Raw genomic sequence first — 18456 nt, 5'->3', positions numbered from 1 at the left:
ATTCACAACTCAGGCAGCCTTCTCAATTACTTTAATAAATGTAGCTTATATATTTTATCTGGAGAAGAAGCCAACTTCAAAAAGTGTACAGTCAGTATTATGGTAAATCTGTTAGTTGAAGAGAAAAAAGAAAGCTTCACTCTTAACATTTTGGCAACCAGAATTACCACTAATGACCATCATACGAATAAGCCCCACCATTAACTGATGGGGCTTATTCGTATGTTTCATCGTACCTCTTCTTCAAACTTCTCCCAATCAATAACTATTTGATTTGTTCACTTAGCCACTTTTCTAAAAATGTACGTGTCTCTTTAACCGGATAATACCATTTCCCGCCGATTTTATATTTTGGGAACCTATCGTCAAAGAAAAATGTATCTTGAATTGAATTCCAACTCATACAAGTTCGTTTTTTAAGCTCAGCAGAATCCCAAAACACATACTCATTATCTAAGTCCTCAAGGAGCTCCCTAATTTCTTCTCTGCAGATTGATAATATTTTGGATTTATCGATGTTAATTGAAACTAAATTATTTTCATCAACCATTCACTCCAACTCCTTGAGTCTTTCATTTAAATTATTCAGTTCAGAATAATAAGGAAAATATGAATATTGATCAGTTTCCAAAAGAAGTTTAAAAGTTTGTAAACGAAACTTGCACAAAAGCCTTAATCAGAAAATAAAAGAAAATAAAAGAAAATAAAAGAAAATAAAAGAAATCTAATTCTAACGATATCGTAAATACCCCCAGTATAATCACTGACGGGTTTTATTTATCCAGACCGGACCTATTAATTATTTTTGAATATGTACAAGCATTCGATCCTTCCTCTCATAAAATATATTATCATATTATCTCTTAAGAGAAGGATAGGTGAAATTTAATGAGTGTTCAGTTTTTGGATATGCGCATCTCACAGACTAGTGTAGTAGATACACCTGGTATCGATTAGGTTCGTTCGGGGGCAATTTTCGGTGCATTGGACTCCAAACCTCAAGTGTTACACCTGCAAATGCAAATTTAGTAAGAGTCACATAAAATGCTTATGTAAGACTTAGTGTTGATGTTAGCGTTATAGTTCAAAACGATGTTACCTTTAGCATTTACCGCAATAATGTATTAATCTTTAGTACAACCTACCCAGGAAACATTAATAGTACAGTGACCCAATATGAAATGGTAGGAATAACCGCTGTAGACTTCCCACCGGCTAGTGATGTACTTGTAGGCCAAATTCAATATACTATCATTGCATCAGCCATTAGAACTGCAACTCTAGGAGCACGAAGTTTTAGTGGGATTGCAGTAGCAGGTAATGGATAAATAATAATTGTTCAAAGTAGTGTCCCCGAAAACTTCGGGGATGTTTTTTCAAACCATTAGATGACCTTTAAGAATCCAACCGAGCTCATTAGTATATTTAGTCAATCTTAAGCTAATCTCAGTACGCATAACATCACGAGTTAATCCAAAGCGTTCCTGATATCCCCGGCAAAAGATTTTGTAATACGTGATAAATTCGTCTTGCTCATCCGCCAGCATTTTGATGTTCCGTTGCTTCAGTTCTTTCTGCAGTCGATAGGTATCCTGCATGATCCGGCGCTGTATGGATTCGCCAGCCACCAAAAAGGTACGTTTAAGAATGCTACTGGAGTGTTCGAGCTCCTTCAGGCTCTTGCCAACCATCGTATCTATGTAGGGAAGCAAAATGAGGTCTCTAACCATAGTACGTTCCTCCGTAGTTATCATTTTATCTGGGTTCTCACGCTGCTGTTCCTCGTACTGCTCAACATGCGCGGTCATGATCATTTTCGTTTTCCAGCGTTCATTTCCCTCAAGTTTGGTCACAGTGACCCCTCCTAATGATAAAGCCAGTAATCAATATTAGTACCACCACTGCCGCTCTCTGCGTCTTGTTGTGGCGTTTTTTCATGCGGCACGTTCCGTTCCCAGCCCTCGATAATAATTGTTGTCTCTATAGGCGTAGACACATCCCAAACTATATAATGCTCCGCAGACAACACCTTAAACCCCTTAATTATCTCCGCTGGGCGGCGTCCGCTCAATCGTTCCAATTCTTTGATGTTGGGCATCCGCCTAAAATGATATCTAAACTGCGATATAATCCGCAGCAGCTTGCGCGAAGTATCATCAAGCATGACGCTTCTCCACTACAGGCTGCCACGAGAGGACACTCGCTACCAAGAACACACGCGGTGCCCCAGTGGTCAGGCAAGTAGCCCTAATACGGCCGGCACGAATGCCGAGGATCTCAATCTTGCGTTGCGTTATCTTCTCCGACTTGTCTTGGTATATAATTTCAACTATTTGGCCGGCATTCATTTTCACGTGATCGCCTCCACTTATGAGAACATTTGTTTGTATTATAACCAAACATGTGTTCTTTAATCAAGATACAACATATTCACTAGTTGGGATATAAAAGAAATCAATACTTATCAACATTTTATTACATATATAGACATATTTGTTTAGACATGTCTAATTTGTTTGATGTAGGATTGCATGTATCAAATACAAAATTCAGGAGAAGGATGGGTTTATTTTTTTCGATACATAACTTTATCTAGAAAGAGTGATAAGAATGAAAAAATTAAAAATATTTTTAATTGTTGCACTTGTTTTTACAATGATGTCAGTCTCAGGGGCATTTGCTTATTCGGAAGGTTTGTTAAACAATAAACCTATGAAATTGTCTGATACTCTTACTGGAGGTACAAACACCTCAGTTCTCACAGATAACCAAAATGCAACATATTTAGATTTGGCACCAGATTCTTACGTTAGATACGATTTCCAAGGAACAGCAACACTGACTCACGTGCAATACAAAGGTGACGGATCAAGCGCGTTCAAGGGCGTGAATATCTACGCTTTAAAAGAAGATGGTTCAAAATCAAATGTTCATGCGCCATACGGAACACTGCCTAAAACAGAGATAATAAATGGTCCATTGAAGGATGTAAAAACTGTTTACATTCTCAATCAGCAAGCGACAACAGTGAGAATTTATGAATTTGATGTCTTTGGTGAAGAGGTCTCAACTCCAACAACTCCACCTGAACCTACGCCGGTAGCCACCCCAGAAGCAACACCTACACCAACAGCAACACCAACGGCAACACCAGCTCCTACACCGGAGCAGCCAACAGGCGAACGTGCAATTCTTACCATCACATTAACTAATGGGATAGATAAGGAATATGACCTTCCAATCGCTGAGGTTAACTCATTCTTAACTTGGTATGATTCAATGGTCGCTAGTAATGCACCAGCTAAGTATGCAATTAATAAGCACGACAACAACAAAGGTCCCTACAGCAAACGAACTGATTATATAATCTTTGATAAGATACTTACCTTTGAAGTTAGTGAGTATACGGTATCAAAATAACCTTTCCCATCACTTACCTCCTATATCCTTAGTAGCCACCAGCTATAATGAGATACAGGAGGTTTTGTATGTTTATATCACCTATGTTATTACAAACTGCTGCTGGACCATTCAGTCACAGCGATTATATATTTGAACCAAAGATAGACGGGCATCGTCTTATTTTTTCTCAAGAGTCCGGTAAGATCCAGTTATATACCAGACATGATAATGATTGTACTCAACAGTATCCTGAACTACATCTCCCATTTACGGATGATGTTGTTTTGGATGGTGAGGTTGCCTGCGTTGATCCTACAACTGGTGTTTCAGACTTTGAATCTGTAATGAGACGATTTCAGACAAGGCGAGCAGATAAAATAGTACAACTCACCGGGACGCTCCCAGCATATTATGCAATCTACGACATCTTGATGTACAAAGGCAAGGATCTGCGCGGGTTGCCCTTGATGAGCCGTAAGGAGATACTGGCGGGGTTAACTCTACCGTCTAATAGCTTTGGAGTAGTACCTCATGTGGAAGGTGCTGGAGAAGCACTATTTGAACAGATCGAAACTCGCGGTATGGAAGGTGTAGTAGGTAAACGTAAAAATAGCGTATACGAGACTGGCCGCCGCTCTCACGCATGGCAAAAAGTTATCAATTGGACCTATGCAGATGTATATATTACAGGGTATCGAAAACAAGAGTTTGGTTGGCTGGCTGCTGTTCCATCCGGTAATTCCGGCAAACTGCGTCCAGCAGGAATTATTGAACTCGGAGCATCACCGATTCATAAGCAGGCATTCAGAGGTGTGGTCCCACAACTGATTAAAGGCGAAGATAAGGAGTTTGTACATCTTGAGCCACGATTACGGGCAAAGGTGCGAATGAGGAACTGGACCAAATCAGGAATGCTTAGAAGTCCTGTGTTTACGGAGTTTATAGTATAAACGAAACAACCCGTCAGGCATATGCCCGGTGGGTTATCTTATGCAGTTCCTAAATTCAACATAAATCATTTGGTCCATTCTGTAAAAGAATTCTATATCAAAAATAAGGAGAATTTACTTTCACAAAAAAGAACTTACACGTTATCGACAATCACGTTATTTCTTATTTATGGCAACTGAACCCTACCATTATTTATAAGTTAAGGGTATAGTTTTAATAATTCAGAAAATTAGTTTATACATAAAAGGAGACTCTAAAATGAAAAAATCATTAGCTCTGCTACTAGTGTTTGCTTTACTCCTAGTCGCACTGCCAGCACAAGCTGCTACGAAAAAGGATGAATGGAAACAAGCTTATAAAAGCTATATTCTCGAGTACATAAGTTCAGAAAATTTTGGACAAGACAGCTTGATAGTACTCTTTGACTTTGATCGTGACGGTATTCCCGAATTGATTGTGGGAGAACCATATCGGACAGTTAATCGTGTTGATCTAGCTTTTACTTTCAAAAATGGAAAAGCACAAAAGTTATCACAGAAAGGTACTGGTTTAGGGGCTGAAAGTCCTATAAATTTCACGATTGGAATGGAAGCTTTCAACACTGGTAATGTTAAGATCTTTAAAAACAAGAAAAATCGACAGTATAAAACAATCGTTAAAGATGGTGGAGGTGGAGTAACCGGTTGGGAATCCGGGGAATATGCGATAAGTTTACAAGGAACACAACTAATAACTCATGAACTGAGTAAAACGTATTATGATCGAGATGAAGATTCTACTGAGTATATCTTTAAAGGTAAGATATTAAGTGAAACCATGTATAACAAAAGTCGCCAAAATTATTTTTCAGAATATACGCAAATTCCAAGTCAGTCGAAACAACTACCAGGGCTTAAGTTAGTAACATCAAAAGAAAACGGTACTTCGTATGAAAAAGAAGTCAATATCTTTTTAGGAATCAAGTAATAGTTGTAATAGAGCAACGTCTTGTAGCAGGACGTACTAAGGAATGTTATAAGTACTTACAGCAACTGCATTTAATGCCGCTGAAACAGAGCACCTAAATAAAAATACCCCGTCGAACAGTTAAGGTTGACGGGGTATCTCTATTGCTTGGACATAAGTATATGTGTCCTGAATTCATGTGCTAAGCGAGTATAGTAGGTATCTGCAATCTTCACAAGTTCTGGTGTATACTTCTGGATTGCTCCCCCATAATCAACTATACTGTCTGGGCCATCCTCCTCAATCCACACAACATAAACCCTTACTTGTGCAAGAGCTGCAGCGAGTAAATCACTATCACTGGAAAGGACCTTATATGTAGCGCTCAAAATAAACACTCCTGTATATTCTATTCAATTGGAGGCAAGACCCTATACAATAACATGAGACAATCATCATTGGCTCCATAACGATGCCAATCTTTATTCGATTTAACGAAACAATTAAGTACCAAACGTTCACCTACATGAGAATTAGATATTTTCAAAGTAAATTTATTCGTTGTGTCCTCAAAAGAAGGAATATAGCCTTCTACTTGCCATTGTATAGAGTACAGATCTTTTTGAAATGTCGGGTCAATCTCCACTTCCACACTCAAGACATCTCCTGGGCGCAACGTTGGGTTGTTAGGACTATTTAAAAGTAATGGTACGCATACATCACTTCTCACTTCAGATATTTCAGATTCATATTTTATATTTCCTAGCGAGTCTGAAACTTGAATAATAGACGGTACATTATACAATCTATCCACTCCAATCTTTTCATAATAGCCTTTAATAGAATCAATTATATCGTGAGAATAACAAAGAATTTGTTCAGCTTGACGAATAGAAATATGATTTGCGTGTGCTAGATAATTACGAGGTTCAATAATTTTTTCAAAGATAACTTTTCCCATGCTCTCTCCGATAGGAAAAACAGTGAGTAGCGGCTCACTAAAATACTCCTTATACAAATTGGGATGCAATAAAATCGAAACCGAATCATCCAACAAAATAGCATCAATTTCACGTGGATATCTCTTAGGCTCTGCACCTCTTCGACTCTGAACGCCTTCTCTTACAGATTTTTTCACAATGAAATTCCCTGATTTATCTTGGTGCTGAAGATAGTACGAACCAAAGGCTTCGCGTTATACATTACTCAATACGATCACTCCATATGTATTAATTAAGTTTGATAAAGATAAGTTTTAGAACTCATATGTATTTCAAATCATTTATTTTCAGGTTATCCCACACATCCACCTCCTGCATATAGGATACTAGAATTGGAACATTATGCATATGTCGTTGTGTCATACAATAAGAGAATCACTCGAATTAGAAGTTAAATCAATATTTAATATCCCAAATATATCATAAATAATATATAAATCTACAAAATATGTTTACATATGGTTAATTATGTATCATAATTGGTTTGTATCCCAAATATAGGAAGGAAGGTTGAATTATGAAAAAGAAAATCTTAGCTGGTCTTTTAACCGTCTCTGCATGCTTCACTTTAGGGTCTACGTCATTCGCGGCCAGTGCTCCAACTACCACTCCTGACTCTACACCAGTATCAAATGTAGCAACTTCCCAAGAAATATCTGCAAGAGGTACTTATACAGAAGTTAATATTGAAATGCAATCGGGCACCTGGAGATATATTCCTGGTGACCTTCAACTAGTTTCAAATGATGGAGCCATTGAATTGTATGAAGACGGATGGGTTCGTGCTGTGAAATATGGTTGGGCTTGTGTATTTTCTTATGATCAATATGGAAACATTCTTTCATATGGAATCTTCGTAGACAGACCTTAATAATTGCAAAAGAATTATAGTATAATCAAAAACACCCCGCTGACCAATTAAGGTTGACGGGGTGTTCTTATCTCTGCTCTGAATTCAAATCGCTCACGAACAAAATGTGCTCCAGCGAGCTTAATAGAGTTTGGCGTATATCCCTCTATAATTCCGCCGTAATCCATCAAGTGACCACTTGGGTCTGGGTCTTCACGGTACCATACTGATACCTTGGATTGAGCCAGAGCTGCTGTCAGAAACTCGGAATCTGTCTCCAATACCTTATACGTAACGCTCACTTCTTTCACTCCTATGCAAAAAAATACCATACCATCGCAGACAGCTTATGATGCTTTCACATAGTTTTAATATAATTCATTTGGAACTTTATGTATATGTACTTTATATCACTGATAAGGAAAATTTGCCTGAACGCAAAGAAATACCCCACCATTACTGGCAGGGTACGGCGCTTCCGTTGCTTTTGTATTACTCGACGCAGAAGTAATCTGTAAACGACAAAAAGCCCTAGCCTAAGTTGGCTTTTAAGTTATTCCTTCGTAGAACCTTCCGAAGTTTTATTAAATGCCAGTTCAAGACAGCTAACTAGAATGCCAGACTATAACCATAGTTAGCGATAAAACATTAAAGGGGTAAACCACTGGCGCGATCAGTAGTGTTAATGGGGAAAGGCTTTTCGGAAATAAATAATTTATTTTTTAATTTTGTTTCACGATTTATTTGAGTTCTTTTTTCGATTTATTAAGGTGTTGATTATTAGAATCAGAACTAGCGCAGATAACAGTATATTAGATATAACTAACGTAGCATTCAAGTTATCTATACTTTTCGAGATTTCGTTACCGGTATATCCAATTGTCGAATTTACGTTACTTACTTGACTACCAACGTTGTTCACAGGTTGAGTTAAATCATTTGAATTCAATGCTTCGACCTCCTCCAAGATAATAATAAATAGTAACTCATTATGTATTATTATTCAATAATTTCCCATAACATTTATAACTTACAATGAATTCTTTTGATGGTAATATTTTCTTGTACCAAAAATACATTTATTTGGAGGAAAATGAATATGTTTGAAGCTAAAAAGTTCTTTACTGCCTCTCTAGCCACTGCTTTACTACTATCTTCTGCCGTTGTTGCCTCAGCTGAAATTTCCCCCGCTGATGAAGCTACTATTTCAATTCAACAAGAGTTCCCATTACAGCTTGATGATATGACAACAATCACAACACCTTACGATCCAGCACTCTATGACTTTATTAAATCAGAAGAACCCAATGAAGTAACTGTTAAAGTTGCGGAAAAGACTTCAGGTCGAATTGTATCAACCTATGGCGAAAAAATTCAAACTCAAGACAATCCTGGTAAAATGGCTATCATGGCAACTGGTACTTATACAACTAGAACTGTTTATAGAACTTATACAGATCGTGAGGTCAATGGTAAGCACTTTGCTGGAGCTGATTTATACACAGTTTATAACTGCTATCAATCCGGATCTTTTGGACAGATCAATTCTGTTTCTAGTACATATTGGTCCCCAATGGGTGGTGGAGGCAACTTCTACTTAGAAGCTCCAAATGCTCAATCGCAACCTACAGGTAAAACTAACACTTTCCCTACTAATCAAGTTACAACAACAGGTACTGTAGTACTCACTACAAAAGAAACTTCAGCCTTTGGAGTTGCTATTTCCAAATTTTCTTTCAATCTAGGTACAGATGGATATAGCAGATTACCAATAAGAGACGCAGCTTATAACATTAATTTTGGTGAGTAATTAGTTAAACTTATCATTTACACTCGAGCAAGCTCTTTGTTAAAAAAAGAGCTTGCTCTTTTTTTATCGCCTAATAGTGAGAATTATTAAGTCCTTAATTTTTCGTGTAACATTCAAAAATGGGGGTAGCCACTTCAATACTATCAGCTAACCCTCCAACCCACAGCAATAGATTTAAATCTAATTCAGTGAATGGTGAAGTAGTTGCACCAATAAACAGAACAATAACTACTCAATCAAAGGCAACATGTTTTTAGCCACGTTAAAATTGTAGTCTTCAAGAACTGTATTCTGCCAACACAAAAACGATGATCACCGAGGTTAACGCCAATAAATTAGTTAGGTTTTGATTGTCCATTGATTATTTATCCTCCCTTTCCTGAAACAGACCAAGATTAAAAAACATCTGAATAATATTAAGCTCTATCTTCGACTTGTCTGCTGATGTGGTTATCGCTCCTGCCGCTTTAGCTGCCGTAATAGCCTCAGTATAATTGCTCGCATATGTTTCTTTCCCTGAGATGTTTAATCGCTTTTCTACGGCTTCTAGGCGCTCATCCTGCTTCACTACGATTGCTTCTAGCTCCTCAATTCTACTCATGTCTTCCTTTACCTCCTCTTTTAGTCGATTTATAATAGCTGTTGCTTTTGCCATTGCTGTTTCAGTTGGCTTGCTACCAGCTCGCAGCTGAGTGAGTGTTAAGCCAAATGCCATTTGGAAATGAGGATAATCCTTAAATGTTTTCCAGTCGCCTCCCCACTCAAATCCGAGCTTCTTGGCCTCTTCCACCACTTCAATCCAGTCTTTGATGTTGTTTCCGTTGTAGTCTCGGTTCATATCCCAAGAGACACTGGACCCATTCGGCAACAAAAGTGCAAAATCTACAGCCAACCCAAAATTGTGATAGCTATATCCGCCTTTAGCGTTAGTCACGATAGATCCTGGCTTCGTACGCCCTTGTGCGTAGAGAACGTCTTGCTCCGCGATAGTCCTTAACCCCTGAGTTATCAGAATAGGTACTCCCCGAGCGAAACAGTGCTCGATCAAGGCTGTAGCAGCAGCTAATACAACAGGATGCAAACCTATCAGTCTCTTAGATGATTTACTCTTTACTTGATCCAATGTCAGAGACATTACTCATCATCCCCCTTTCTACTGGCAGCGCGTTTAACTTTTTTATCCAACTCGCTCCCCACCCACTTGAGCACTACTTCTAAGATTGGCAATGGAAGTGAATCCCCCCATCCTGCCCGAATTGAGTTTGCTGTCATGCTCTGCAAAACGTGGTACAAGGTCCCGATGGACAATGCACCAAATATCGCTCCTGGCAACCCGAACACCATATCAAGCAGATGTCCTCCCGCTGGTAGTAGCAACATGAAGAACGTCCGAAAGACTCCATCAATTCCATATTTACTGGCGTATGTGTTATCCTTTTTGGCGGCTCTAATCCCGGATAACCAGTCCATGATAATAAAAAATAAAAGCGCGACCATGATGGTTACGACAGCATCCGCCTCCCCATATAAAAAATCGAATGTCGGAATAAGCACTGCACCTACTGTTGATGCAGCGATTTGTGATTTAGTCATTATAATTCGCCCCCTCTCTATTGTTTTTCTGAACTTCCTACTACTTCTAATTCTGATTCTTCTTTTTGTTTCAACGCAGCGAACATTTCACCGACTCTATGATCAACTTGCTGCAATATCTCAAGTTGTCTTCCAGGGAAAAACTCCATTGTCGTAATAATTGCTTCAGTTAGTTCATCAGCTGGTCTTGTAAGATCAATTGATAATTCAATTTTTTTAATGATTACCACCTCTGTTCCTCCTTTCAGACAAAAGTAAAAGCCCCTCCAACATTTTGGAGAGGCTTTCTTATATTTATATAGTAATAGATTTAGAATGCTGTATTACTACGAAAAATAGGGGTTACGGCTTCATTGCATCAATCTGTGACTGTAAATTTTCCATATCGGTTTCAGAGGTAGCAATTTCTTGCTGAAGTTTTGTGATTTCCGCCTGTGTTTTAATGATGTTCGCCTTTAAACCATCTGCATAGCCAGGAATAGGCGTTTCTCTCGCTGCATCAGCAGCAAGCGAATCTTCATACATTTTCAATGTTGAAAATGCAGCAGTTAATAAACTCTTTTTGTTTCCAACTGATGCACTTAATTTCGACTTTTCGTTTGCAAGCTTTAGAGCATCGGGTCCGAGTACATAATCGCCTGTTTCATTTACGGTTATATCTGTCATTTTTATCTTTTTCCCCTCTATTGTAAGCCCTACTCCTGCTGCTTCTGAAACGGCTCGAACCGGAGCATACGCCTTACCGTTAATAATAACTGCTTCTCCAAGTGCTTTACCGTTCTTCTCGAGTTCGTATATTCCTTGCACCTTTGCCCCAATTAATTTACTAATAGATTCTGCAAAAGCAGACGTTCCAACAAACAACATAAGTCCAACAAGTATTCCAGACACCATTTTTTTCATTTTATCACACCCCAGTCCTCTAAATTTTCCCTACTTATATTATCGTCCAAAGTCTGGAAAAATTTCAAGGAGTTTATTGCTGAGTGTGATCATGCGTAAATCCAGTGTAAGCAGACCAAGTATACGTATTGCCGTTTACGTCCTTAAACTGTGTTCCATTAGGCAATCCATGATTATGTGCTCCTGCACTTATAGAACTTGTGGCATATCCAGCTCTAGCTTTTCCAGATAATTCCGCGAGTAGCCCGTTAATATGCGTCATCTGTAAGCCTACAATGCTGTAAGCAGAGCTAAAGTTAAGTTGTCCTTGAAAGTAAATGCTCCTTGTCATTGCTGATATTAACATATCTACATACGATACAATGTCAAATCCATTATCTCCACCGTTAATAGTCCCACTGCCACCTCCATCTGATCTGTCAAAGGTTAGAGCACTCATCCCATATTGTGATGCAGATAGAATCCCAATTCTTTGTTTGCCAGCAGAATCATAAGTCCGCCATCCGGATGTATCCACCTCGACACGCGCGCCACTGGCAGACGTTCTCAATAAAGATCCCGTAATAACCCCGCCATCTATGCTACTTGCTGTAATGGCTCCAGTAAATTGACCACTTGTTGCTCTCATACGCCCTGAAGTGTCAACTGTAAATACTCCGTTTCCTACATTTATGGATGATCCTACAATAGCCCCACCAGAAAAGTTAGAATTCGCTATGGAGGCGTAGTTTGCCGTCAGTTTATTAGCTACCAAGTTACCAGCCATATCTACTCGGAAGGGTGCTTCATTGAAGTTTGCGTGTCCTGCTGCTATGCCATTAGTATTAATTTGGGTGACTGCATTCCCAGTGCCGATAAGCATAGAGACAAAGCTACCAAATTGACCAATAACAGTCTCAGCTAAAACTCCACGTGCTGTCACTGCTGATCGTACCGAATTCCATCCATCAGTTGAGATACCTAACCCTTTGGAAGTAAGTCTGACTTGTTCAAGATGGTTTGTCTTCTCTTGCGCCAATATTCCGCCATCAGGTGGATATATTAACTCTGTTTTTGAGTTATTAATATCTGTAATGACTTGCTTAGCTACAGCTTCAAAAAGTTCTGTTCGGATACGTCCGTTAGAATATAAGTTATCTACTAGCTTCTTGCTTTTATCAAGGTCAGCTATGATATCGTCATAGTCTCTTAACATCACATTTGCTATAGTAGCCTGAGCGTGTTTCTCTTTAGTAAAAGGATATTCTGTGAGCTCAGTTATTCTTGCCTTTAGATTTTTCATTTCCATATCAGGATCATAGCAATAGGCGGTGTCTCCAAGATTGGGTTTAGGTTCTTCTTTATCGATCTTGAATAAATCCGCACCATCAGCAGTGACTTCAAATGTAGGGATTTCCTTTTCTCTTAAGGTCTTTCGTGATACCTCCAATAGATCCGAGATATCTTCTATATCTTGCTCGATAATTTCACCATCAAAGTATGGAACTGAATTGCTTGCCCACGTGGAGGCATAAGGAGAAATTAGATAATTCACTTGTAACACACCATTAACAATTGCACCGGGTATAGCCCCTAGTAGTGCTCTTTCTTCATTTGTTAAGATTGATGCTGGTTCACCTATCCACGTTCTACCATCTTTCATTTGGCAAAAAAGGCGCGTTACAAGTGAACTTGCGTCATCCTTAAATTGGTCTGAAATGATATTCTTCTTGATACGGTACTGAAGTCCGTTGTCCGTCCCGATTCTTTTCTTCAAGTGGATTACAAAGTTATCCGGCTCAATTTCGCATCCATACATCTCCACGATCTTATTTAGTGCCTGAAGACAATTCCCTTGACCAAAATCTTTTACGTCATGAAGATCAAAAGTATCATCAATTGAAAAGGTGAATCTCCCACCGGTTACCTCAGTAATAAGGTTGGTCAGTCGAGAAATTGGAACACCGTAAGCCTCATCAATGTATAAGGAATATGGAAACTTGAAGTCTGTTAGTTTAAACATCACATGTGTACACATGATAGAAGCAGTTAATTTGCGATCTTCTCTTACTCTGGACCTGCTATTAATAACGTAGAATTGACCGCGTTCATCCTTAATATGACCCTTGATCATTAACTTTTCTTGATAGTCCTCGGATGTCATTGGAACTAAAAATTGGATTTCGTAATCGGAGTTAATACGTCGCTTTCTAGTTACATCGAATGAATTCACTAATGCCCCAGTAGGAATCATATTTTTATCATATGACTGCAAAAAAACCATTCTCAACCTTCTTTCTCCTAAGGAAATTTTTCCTCACGTAAAAAAGCCCCCATATCCGAGGGCAAAATAAAAACGCCCTATTGATAGGATGCGTTTTTATGTAATCTTCAGTTTTTTATCCACATACTAAAATCGATATTTTCTCCCATTACTGAATTGATATAAGTGATAGCTAAAGATTTACCAACACCTGATAAAGAATAGGATCTTAACATCGAATTATTCCATTTATCAAGCACTTCTGCTCTTTTTGTATCAGTTATATACTTTTGTCTGGTTAATGTATTTGCGGCAACATCTTCTTCATATGGATTCACATCGATTTGGGGAACACCATCATAATTGTTTCTTAAAAAAACCTCAAAATGTTTACTATAACCAACTATAATGTCTTTAGTTGCTACCCCGACATACACAAAATGATCGAAATAATTTTCATCGTTTTTATAAGCGTCCCACTTATCTATTGCAATTTTTGAAAGGAAATGGAAAAGTAGATCTGCATAAGGTAAGATGCAACTCTTTACCAAAAATACAATGGTTAGTAATTTAATATGTTCAACAGTTAATTTGGACATAGCTTCTATAGATTCGTTAATGATTATTCTTTTCAGAGAATCATCATCGCTAACTTGAAATCTTTCTTTCAATAATGTCGTGAGGATTTCCATTGCTTCAACGTGTCCGCTTCTTGCATATTGCCTTTGAGCATTTATTACAGCATATTGGATGTCAGGATCTATTATTCTAGTGATTAATTCGGGCTTCTCGTTCTTCATTTTATCCAAAAAATTATTTACAAGATCCTCCACTCTTTCCATTGTAATGTTATTAGCTACTTCGCTCAATTTATAAAAATTATCTTTAAACGTCTGCAAAGCAATTTCTTTGGCATCCATATAACTGATTCCGCTATATACCGTCACGCTTTGCCCTTGTATGTTTGTGGAGTTATCTCCAGCTGTTATTTCTTTTCTATCTCCTAACATTATTGTCACCGATCGTAACGTTCACATCGTTACCGCCTTGGACATTATTGGAATTGTTTCCTGACGCAATTGATTGACCTGACTGCTTTTTCTCCTTGTCCAAAAAACGTTTGACAAAGAAACCAATAATACCAAGCACCATTACTCCAACGCCACTAAAAATCCAATCTTTATTATCAGCAATCCAATTCAATAATCTTCGCCCCTAGCATGTAATATTTGTAATTATAATACATGTTAAGGGCGAAGTCGTTTATTGTCTATATTTGTTCGTACCGTATTAATGGGTATTTTTCTTTAAGGTCAATCTCGGATTCGCAGTTGTCACATTTATGAACAAAAGTTGCATGTGTTTCATGCATTATCATTTTACCTGTTGGTTTCATTTCACCATTTTCACATAGGTCACACTTATACTTGACTCCAACCTGTTTCACTGGAAATGTCTCTTCCATTTAAAAACCTCCATTTCGAGCAAAATAAAAACGCCTCTGCGGCGCCCAATAATTTCTATTCAAGTAGTGCGGCCACATCGTCACGAATAACAACTGGCACTTGCTCCAATGTCTTCAAACCCTTTTTAATAAGACTGGCATAAATAGCTGGCATCAGTTTGCACCTCCTTTCAAGGAAGTGACATCAGCTTGTAGCGTCAACGTTAACTCATATAGATCAGCGAGTGCCATCTGTGCGCTTGTAGCATCCTCTTGGGCAGATACTGCTTCCTCTTTTGCTGCAAGCAACTGCTCATAAGTATCTGTTAAGGCTAGTTGCAAAACTTCAACCTCCGACAGTTCCGGTGGTTTATTAGCCTCGGCTTCCAGATATGCCACCCATGCCGCCTGTAACTCTTCCTGTGATGGCTGTAGTTCCGTTAGGTTCCAGACAGCGACATAATGCCCACGCTCTACAAGGTCGTAATCCTTACCCTCCGTCAGCAGGTTGTAGTCGATGCCGTAACGGTAGTGGACACCCTCCATAGGATCTTCGCCGATTTCAGGCGATTTGATCTCGTAGCGGACACGGCCCTTTTCTTCGGCGCCTCCGTGCAGTACTGGCTCCGGGCCGTTGTCTCGGACGACAAAGTCCTGCATCGGGATTGCATCCGGATATAAAAACATGATTGCTAGTGCTATGTTCATCGGTTTTCCTCCTTATGCCACTCGTATTAGAGAAACCTGTGTGGATTCTGGATTCGGGGAGATCGTAGCATTAGAGTTTACGAAAACGTAAAACTCCAGCGTCCATCCTGCCTGGAGTCGTAAAATACTAGCACCTGATAGAGTCAATCCACTACTAGCATTTTGCGTAGACTCTCCCAATACTGCATTTATAGATCCATTGACGTAAAGTAGTAGTTGAGTATACGTAGATCCTCCCGTTATTCCAGCGCGACCACTGACTAAGTAGTATCCCGTTTCCGGGACCACAAATCTAGAGTTTGCTATATCGCTAGTACCTTTCTGATTATTTGCTGCAAACGTGAAAATAATTTTTGAGAGTGCACTAGCTGAGACGCCCTGCCCAATGCTTGCATACCTCGACATGTCACCTGCGGGCCTTGTTGTGTCCGTGTTATTTCCCCATGGGCCGGTGACTCCATCTAACTTTGCTTTATCTGCCGCTGGCATGAGCCCTGCAGTTGATGTAGTTGCTATTGCGGTGGACGCTTTAGCGTTCCAAATCGCCCTTTCCGTATCAGATGCGGAAACTTTGGTATTAGCCCCCGATCCATTACCGATATATAACTCGCCTGTATCCGTCGCATACCCTGGTTCGCCCAAAGCAAGCGCTCCTAATGCGGTTAGCTGTGCCTTAGTCCCGCGTCTTAACTGTATCTTATTTGCCATAGTGCACCTCCTTTAAAATGTACCACCGTCAATGGTGTCAGATGCCTTCAGATATCCTTGAGACTGTACGAAAGCCGTTGTCGCTATCTGAGTATTGTTCGTTGCTGTAGGAGCAGTTGGCGCCGTTGGTGTTCCAGTCAATACCGGAGAAGCTAACGGAGCTTTTAACGCATCAGCTGTAGCTAATGCAGCTCTTACAGCTTCGACAAATGCAGTTGTTGCTAGTTGTGTCGAGTTAGTACCAGCAGCAGCTGTAGGTCCGGTAGGAGTGCCAGTAAGTGCTGGGCTTGAGAACATAGTTACCTTGCTCTCATTGGTCACATTGCCTAGCCCTACATCTGATGCAGTTAATGTCACAGCTCCAGTCTTCCCAGCCACACTGGATACAGCAGCAGTAGGCGTAAGGATCTCCTGCCAGTTTGCAAGTGTAGATGTACCCGCCACTCTCAAGATAAACGTTTTGTTAAGATCCGTCCGAACAGCGATGTCACCCACCTCAGCTGTTAATGCAAGCATCGCAGCTTGCGAGGCAACCGGGAAGGTATCCGTAATAGCAAGCGCTGGCAATAGATTAGGATTGATTTTACCGTCAGACTCAACTCCAACTACGTTTCCTACCGCAACACCTACGTTTTTAGAGGCTGCCGTTCCTGCATCCGTTATCTTTGATAGTGTGAGATTTGGAATGTCTGCGGCTGTGATCGTCGTGGCAGAGGTAATCCTCCCTTTAGCATCTACCGTAAACTTAGTAAATGTCCCAGCTGCGACTCCGGTATTTGCAAGAACCAATGTAATAGAAGCGTTTGCTGATCCGTCAAAACCGCCGCTTGTACCTGTACCGTCACCTGTAATTGCGATTGTACGCGGCGTTTTAAGTTTAGTCGCTGTCTCTGCGTTAGCCTGATCCGGGTTGATCACAACATTATTTCCCTGACCATCACCAATGAGGAGCTTTCCAGTATCTACTACGAAACCCGGTTCTCCCTCTTGTAAATTCAATCCAGCAAGATTGGATGCTGGACCCCGTCTAATCTTAATTGTCGTTACTGCCATAGATTATTTCCCCCTTTATATTGTTCCGCCGTCAATAGTAGGACCCGTCGGGCTTCCCGAGAACGTCCCTCCATCAATCGGCATGTATCCCAAAAAATCCTCTAATGCCGTCACTTTCGTTTTAACAGTAGCAAGATCCGTTTTATCGGCAGCAGCCATTAACCCAGCTGCGGAAGGTGTGGCTAGTGCAATCGGGTCGCTTCCACCAGGTAAATGAGATGAAGCATGAGCTCCTGGTGTGGCAGTACCCGTAGCAGTGACCGTCACAGTCTTATTCGTTGGGTTACTAGTGATAGTGATCCCTGTTCCACCAGTCACATTCAATGTGTCTGACTTTGTATCTGCGAGGATGTTATTGACCTGAGCAAAAGCATTTTGGTTAACCTCTGCACCTAGAGCAATACCAGCAAGCTTTGTCTTTTCCACCGTCGAAGTGTGGAGATTGGCGTTTTCGACATGTGTCTTTGTCGCCTCCAGCGTTATTCCTGGTGCCGCAAGTGCACTGGTCTTGCCAGTAATGCCCTTGATCAACGTGAACAAACTGGAGAATAAAGCCGTAATTGTCCCAGTAAGACTTGGCGTCACACTGTCAGTGGCTGTTCGGCTGCCAATTACATTATCTGTTGCTGAATTGGCACCCCCTGCTCCTGAAGTGATCCCCGCAAGCTTAGTCTTCTCAGCGAGTGTGGTGTGCAGATCCCCATTAGCAATATGATTAGTTGAGTTTATTACAGCAATTTCATGAGCATCTAATGTGGATTTGATTTCAGTATAGTTAGCGTTATGCTTTTCCAGATTCGCCATATCCAGTTCTTTGGTTATGACTCTTCGAGTAAATGCCATATG

At 39.9% G+C, this 18456-nt stretch carries 25 protein-coding genes; 6 read left to right on the top strand and 19 right to left on the bottom strand.

Annotation, left to right across the window (positions count from 1 at the left end; all coding sequences use genetic code 11):
• Positions 1–265: 265 nt before the first annotated feature.
• Positions 266–550, bottom strand: coding sequence for a group-specific protein (locus tag MHI27_RS12140; protein ID WP_405176381.1), 285 nt, complete (start codon positions 548–550; stop codon positions 266–268).
• 616 nt (positions 551–1166) lie between these two features.
• On the opposite strand from MHI27_RS12140, the gene MHI27_RS12135 reads away from it, so the two are divergent.
• Positions 1167–1328 (top strand): hypothetical protein, encoded by a 162-nt coding sequence (locus MHI27_RS12135; RefSeq protein ID WP_405176380.1) that lies wholly within the window; start codon positions 1167–1169, stop codon positions 1326–1328.
• A gap of 48 nt (positions 1329–1376) precedes the next feature.
• Here MHI27_RS12135 and MHI27_RS12130 read toward each other — a convergent pair whose 3' ends face one another.
• The 3 genes from MHI27_RS12130 to MHI27_RS12120 are packed head-to-tail and all read right to left on the bottom strand — an operon-like array spanning position 1377 to position 2348.
• Positions 1377–1853 carry a hypothetical protein gene (locus MHI27_RS12130; RefSeq protein WP_405176379.1) on the bottom strand — a complete coding sequence of 159 codons (477 nt, stop codon included), beginning with the start codon at positions 1851–1853 and terminating at the stop codon, positions 1377–1379.
• Between the two features lie 11 nt (positions 1854–1864).
• Positions 1865–2164, bottom strand: coding sequence for a hypothetical protein (locus MHI27_RS12125; RefSeq protein ID WP_405176378.1), 300 nt, complete (start codon positions 2162–2164; stop codon positions 1865–1867).
• On the bottom strand, positions 2157–2348 hold the full coding sequence (locus tag MHI27_RS12120; protein ID WP_405176377.1) for a hypothetical protein: 192 nt from the start codon (positions 2346–2348) through the stop codon (positions 2157–2159). The genes MHI27_RS12125 and MHI27_RS12120 overlap by 8 nt, the downstream gene beginning before the upstream one ends.
• Positions 2349–2610: 262 nt before the next feature.
• On the opposite strand from MHI27_RS12120, the gene MHI27_RS12115 reads away from it, so the two are divergent.
• From MHI27_RS12115 to MHI27_RS12105, 3 genes are all read left to right on the top strand, one after another.
• Positions 2611–3420 (top strand): hypothetical protein, encoded by an 810-nt coding sequence (locus tag MHI27_RS12115; RefSeq protein WP_405176376.1) that lies wholly within the window; start codon positions 2611–2613, stop codon positions 3418–3420.
• Between the two features lie 68 nt (positions 3421–3488).
• Positions 3489–4352 carry an ATP-dependent DNA ligase gene (locus tag MHI27_RS12110; protein ID WP_405176375.1) on the top strand — a complete coding sequence of 288 codons (864 nt, stop codon included), beginning with the start codon at positions 3489–3491 and terminating at the stop codon, positions 4350–4352.
• Between the two features lie 259 nt (positions 4353–4611).
• On the top strand, positions 4612–5319 hold the full coding sequence (locus tag MHI27_RS12105) for a hypothetical protein (RefSeq protein WP_405176374.1): 708 nt from the start codon (positions 4612–4614) through the stop codon (positions 5317–5319).
• A 140-nt stretch (positions 5320–5459) separates the two neighbouring features.
• Here MHI27_RS12105 and MHI27_RS12100 read toward each other — a convergent pair whose 3' ends face one another.
• Together MHI27_RS12100 and MHI27_RS12095 are read right to left on the bottom strand one after the other, a co-directional pair.
• A complete protein-coding gene (locus MHI27_RS12100; protein WP_405176373.1) occupies positions 5460–5696 on the bottom strand; it encodes a hypothetical protein in 237 nt (78 codons plus the stop codon).
• 11 nt (positions 5697–5707) lie between these two features.
• Positions 5708–6436, bottom strand: coding sequence for a hypothetical protein (locus MHI27_RS12095; RefSeq protein WP_405176372.1), 729 nt, complete (start codon positions 6434–6436; stop codon positions 5708–5710).
• Positions 6437–6816: 380 nt separating this feature from the next.
• Between MHI27_RS12095 and MHI27_RS12090 the strand changes: the two genes are divergently transcribed.
• The gene (locus MHI27_RS12090) at positions 6817–7170 is read left to right on the top strand and encodes a hypothetical protein (protein WP_405176371.1); all 354 of its coding nucleotides are present in this window, start codon (positions 6817–6819) and stop codon (positions 7168–7170) included.
• A gap of 47 nt (positions 7171–7217) precedes the next feature.
• Here the strand turns inward: MHI27_RS12090 and MHI27_RS12085 are convergent, their stop codons facing one another.
• A complete protein-coding gene (locus MHI27_RS12085; RefSeq protein ID WP_405176370.1) occupies positions 7218–7451 on the bottom strand; it encodes a hypothetical protein in 234 nt (77 codons plus the stop codon).
• Positions 7452–8248: 797 nt separating this feature from the next.
• Between MHI27_RS12085 and MHI27_RS12080 the strand changes: the two genes are divergently transcribed.
• The gene (locus MHI27_RS12080) at positions 8249–8959 is read left to right on the top strand and encodes a hypothetical protein (protein ID WP_405176369.1); all 711 of its coding nucleotides are present in this window, start codon (positions 8249–8251) and stop codon (positions 8957–8959) included.
• Between the two features lie 361 nt (positions 8960–9320).
• On the opposite strand, the gene MHI27_RS12075 is transcribed toward MHI27_RS12080, so the two are convergent.
• From MHI27_RS12075 to MHI27_RS12020, 12 genes are all read right to left on the bottom strand, one after another.
• Entirely contained in the window at positions 9321–10094 is a 774-nt protein-coding gene (locus tag MHI27_RS12075; RefSeq protein WP_405176368.1) for a M15 family metallopeptidase, read from the bottom strand.
• Positions 10094–10552: a phage holin family protein gene (locus MHI27_RS12070; protein WP_405176367.1), complete on the bottom strand. Its 459-nt coding sequence runs from the start codon at positions 10550–10552 to the stop codon at positions 10094–10096. Before MHI27_RS12070 ends, MHI27_RS12075 begins: the two co-directional genes overlap by 1 nt.
• Before the next feature lie 17 nt (positions 10553–10569).
• Positions 10570–10782: a hypothetical protein gene (locus MHI27_RS12065; RefSeq protein WP_405176366.1), complete on the bottom strand. Its 213-nt coding sequence runs from the start codon at positions 10780–10782 to the stop codon at positions 10570–10572.
• Between the two features lie 112 nt (positions 10783–10894).
• On the bottom strand, positions 10895–11455 hold the full coding sequence (locus tag MHI27_RS12060) for a hypothetical protein (protein WP_405176365.1): 561 nt from the start codon (positions 11453–11455) through the stop codon (positions 10895–10897).
• 73 nt (positions 11456–11528) lie between these two features.
• Positions 11529–13718 (bottom strand): phage tail protein, encoded by a 2190-nt coding sequence (locus MHI27_RS12055; protein WP_405176727.1) that lies wholly within the window; start codon positions 13716–13718, stop codon positions 11529–11531.
• Between the two features lie 107 nt (positions 13719–13825).
• Positions 13826–14707: an LPO_1073/Vpar_1526 family protein gene (locus tag MHI27_RS12050; RefSeq protein ID WP_405176364.1), complete on the bottom strand. Its 882-nt coding sequence runs from the start codon at positions 14705–14707 to the stop codon at positions 13826–13828.
• Positions 14694–14900, bottom strand: a complete 207-nt coding sequence (locus tag MHI27_RS12045) for a hypothetical protein (RefSeq protein WP_405176363.1) — start codon at positions 14898–14900, stop codon at positions 14694–14696. Before MHI27_RS12045 ends, MHI27_RS12050 begins: the two co-directional genes overlap by 14 nt.
• 317 nt (positions 14901–15217) lie before the next feature.
• A complete protein-coding gene (locus MHI27_RS12040) occupies positions 15218–15316 on the bottom strand; it encodes a CD1375 family protein (RefSeq protein WP_405176362.1) in 99 nt (32 codons plus the stop codon).
• Positions 15316–15849, bottom strand: a complete 534-nt coding sequence (locus tag MHI27_RS12035; RefSeq protein ID WP_405176361.1) for an XkdW family protein — start codon at positions 15847–15849, stop codon at positions 15316–15318. Before MHI27_RS12035 ends, MHI27_RS12040 begins: the two co-directional genes overlap by 1 nt.
• 12 nt (positions 15850–15861) lie before the next feature.
• On the bottom strand, positions 15862–16557 hold the full coding sequence (locus MHI27_RS12030; protein ID WP_405176360.1) for a hypothetical protein: 696 nt from the start codon (positions 16555–16557) through the stop codon (positions 15862–15864).
• Between the two features lie 12 nt (positions 16558–16569).
• Positions 16570–17610, bottom strand: a complete 1041-nt coding sequence (locus MHI27_RS12025) for a hypothetical protein (protein ID WP_405176359.1) — start codon at positions 17608–17610, stop codon at positions 16570–16572.
• A gap of 15 nt (positions 17611–17625) precedes the next feature.
• A complete protein-coding gene (locus MHI27_RS12020) occupies positions 17626–18453 on the bottom strand; it encodes a hypothetical protein (RefSeq protein ID WP_405176358.1) in 828 nt (275 codons plus the stop codon).
• Positions 18454–18456: the final 3 nt, after the last annotated feature.

Source organism: Paenibacillus sp. FSL H8-0261 (genome assembly GCF_045040645.1).
Classification (GTDB): Bacteria; Bacillota; Bacilli; order Paenibacillales; family Paenibacillaceae; genus Paenibacillus_AQ.
Note: the sequence above shows the minus strand (reverse complement) of the source record. Positions and strands in the feature narration are given on the sequence as shown.

Excerpts from the sequence above, each read along its gene's own strand:
- MHI27_RS12140 (WP_405176381.1), bottom strand. The coding sequence starts at position 550 with ATGGTTGATGAAAATAATTTAGTTTCAATTAACATCGATAAATCCAAA.
- MHI27_RS12125 (WP_405176378.1), bottom strand. The coding sequence starts at position 2,164 with ATGCTTGATGATACTTCGCGCAAGCTGCTGCGGATTATATCGCAGTTT.
- MHI27_RS12120 (WP_405176377.1), bottom strand. The coding sequence starts at position 2,348 with ATGAATGCCGGCCAAATAGTTGAAATTATATACCAAGACAAGTCGGAG.
- MHI27_RS12115 (WP_405176376.1), top strand. The coding sequence starts at position 2,611 with ATGAAAAAATTAAAAATATTTTTAATTGTTGCACTTGTTTTTACAATG.
- MHI27_RS12110 (WP_405176375.1), top strand. The coding sequence starts at position 3,489 with ATGTTTATATCACCTATGTTATTACAAACTGCTGCTGGACCATTCAGT.
- MHI27_RS12105 (WP_405176374.1), top strand. The coding sequence starts at position 4,612 with ATGAAAAAATCATTAGCTCTGCTACTAGTGTTTGCTTTACTCCTAGTC.
- MHI27_RS12090 (WP_405176371.1), top strand. The coding sequence starts at position 6,817 with ATGAAAAAGAAAATCTTAGCTGGTCTTTTAACCGTCTCTGCATGCTTC.
- MHI27_RS12080 (WP_405176369.1), top strand. The coding sequence starts at position 8,249 with ATGTTTGAAGCTAAAAAGTTCTTTACTGCCTCTCTAGCCACTGCTTTA.
- MHI27_RS12075 (WP_405176368.1), bottom strand. The coding sequence starts at position 10,094 with ATGTCTCTGACATTGGATCAAGTAAAGAGTAAATCATCTAAGAGACTG.
- MHI27_RS12070 (WP_405176367.1), bottom strand. The coding sequence starts at position 10,552 with ATGACTAAATCACAAATCGCTGCATCAACAGTAGGTGCAGTGCTTATT.
- MHI27_RS12060 (WP_405176365.1), bottom strand. The coding sequence starts at position 11,455 with ATGAAAAAAATGGTGTCTGGAATACTTGTTGGACTTATGTTGTTTGTT.
- MHI27_RS12055 (WP_405176727.1), bottom strand. The coding sequence starts at position 13,718 with ATGGTTTTTTTGCAGTCATATGATAAAAATATGATTCCTACTGGGGCA.
- MHI27_RS12050 (WP_405176364.1), bottom strand. The coding sequence starts at position 14,707 with ATGTTAGGAGATAGAAAAGAAATAACAGCTGGAGATAACTCCACAAAC.
- MHI27_RS12040 (WP_405176362.1), bottom strand. The coding sequence starts at position 15,316 with ATGCCAGCTATTTATGCCAGTCTTATTAAAAAGGGTTTGAAGACATTG.
- MHI27_RS12035 (WP_405176361.1), bottom strand. The coding sequence starts at position 15,849 with ATGAACATAGCACTAGCAATCATGTTTTTATATCCGGATGCAATCCCG.
- MHI27_RS12030 (WP_405176360.1), bottom strand. The coding sequence starts at position 16,557 with ATGGCAAATAAGATACAGTTAAGACGCGGGACTAAGGCACAGCTAACC.
- MHI27_RS12025 (WP_405176359.1), bottom strand. The coding sequence starts at position 17,610 with ATGGCAGTAACGACAATTAAGATTAGACGGGGTCCAGCATCCAATCTT.
- MHI27_RS12020 (WP_405176358.1), bottom strand. The coding sequence starts at position 18,453 with ATGGCATTTACTCGAAGAGTCATAACCAAAGAACTGGATATGGCGAAT.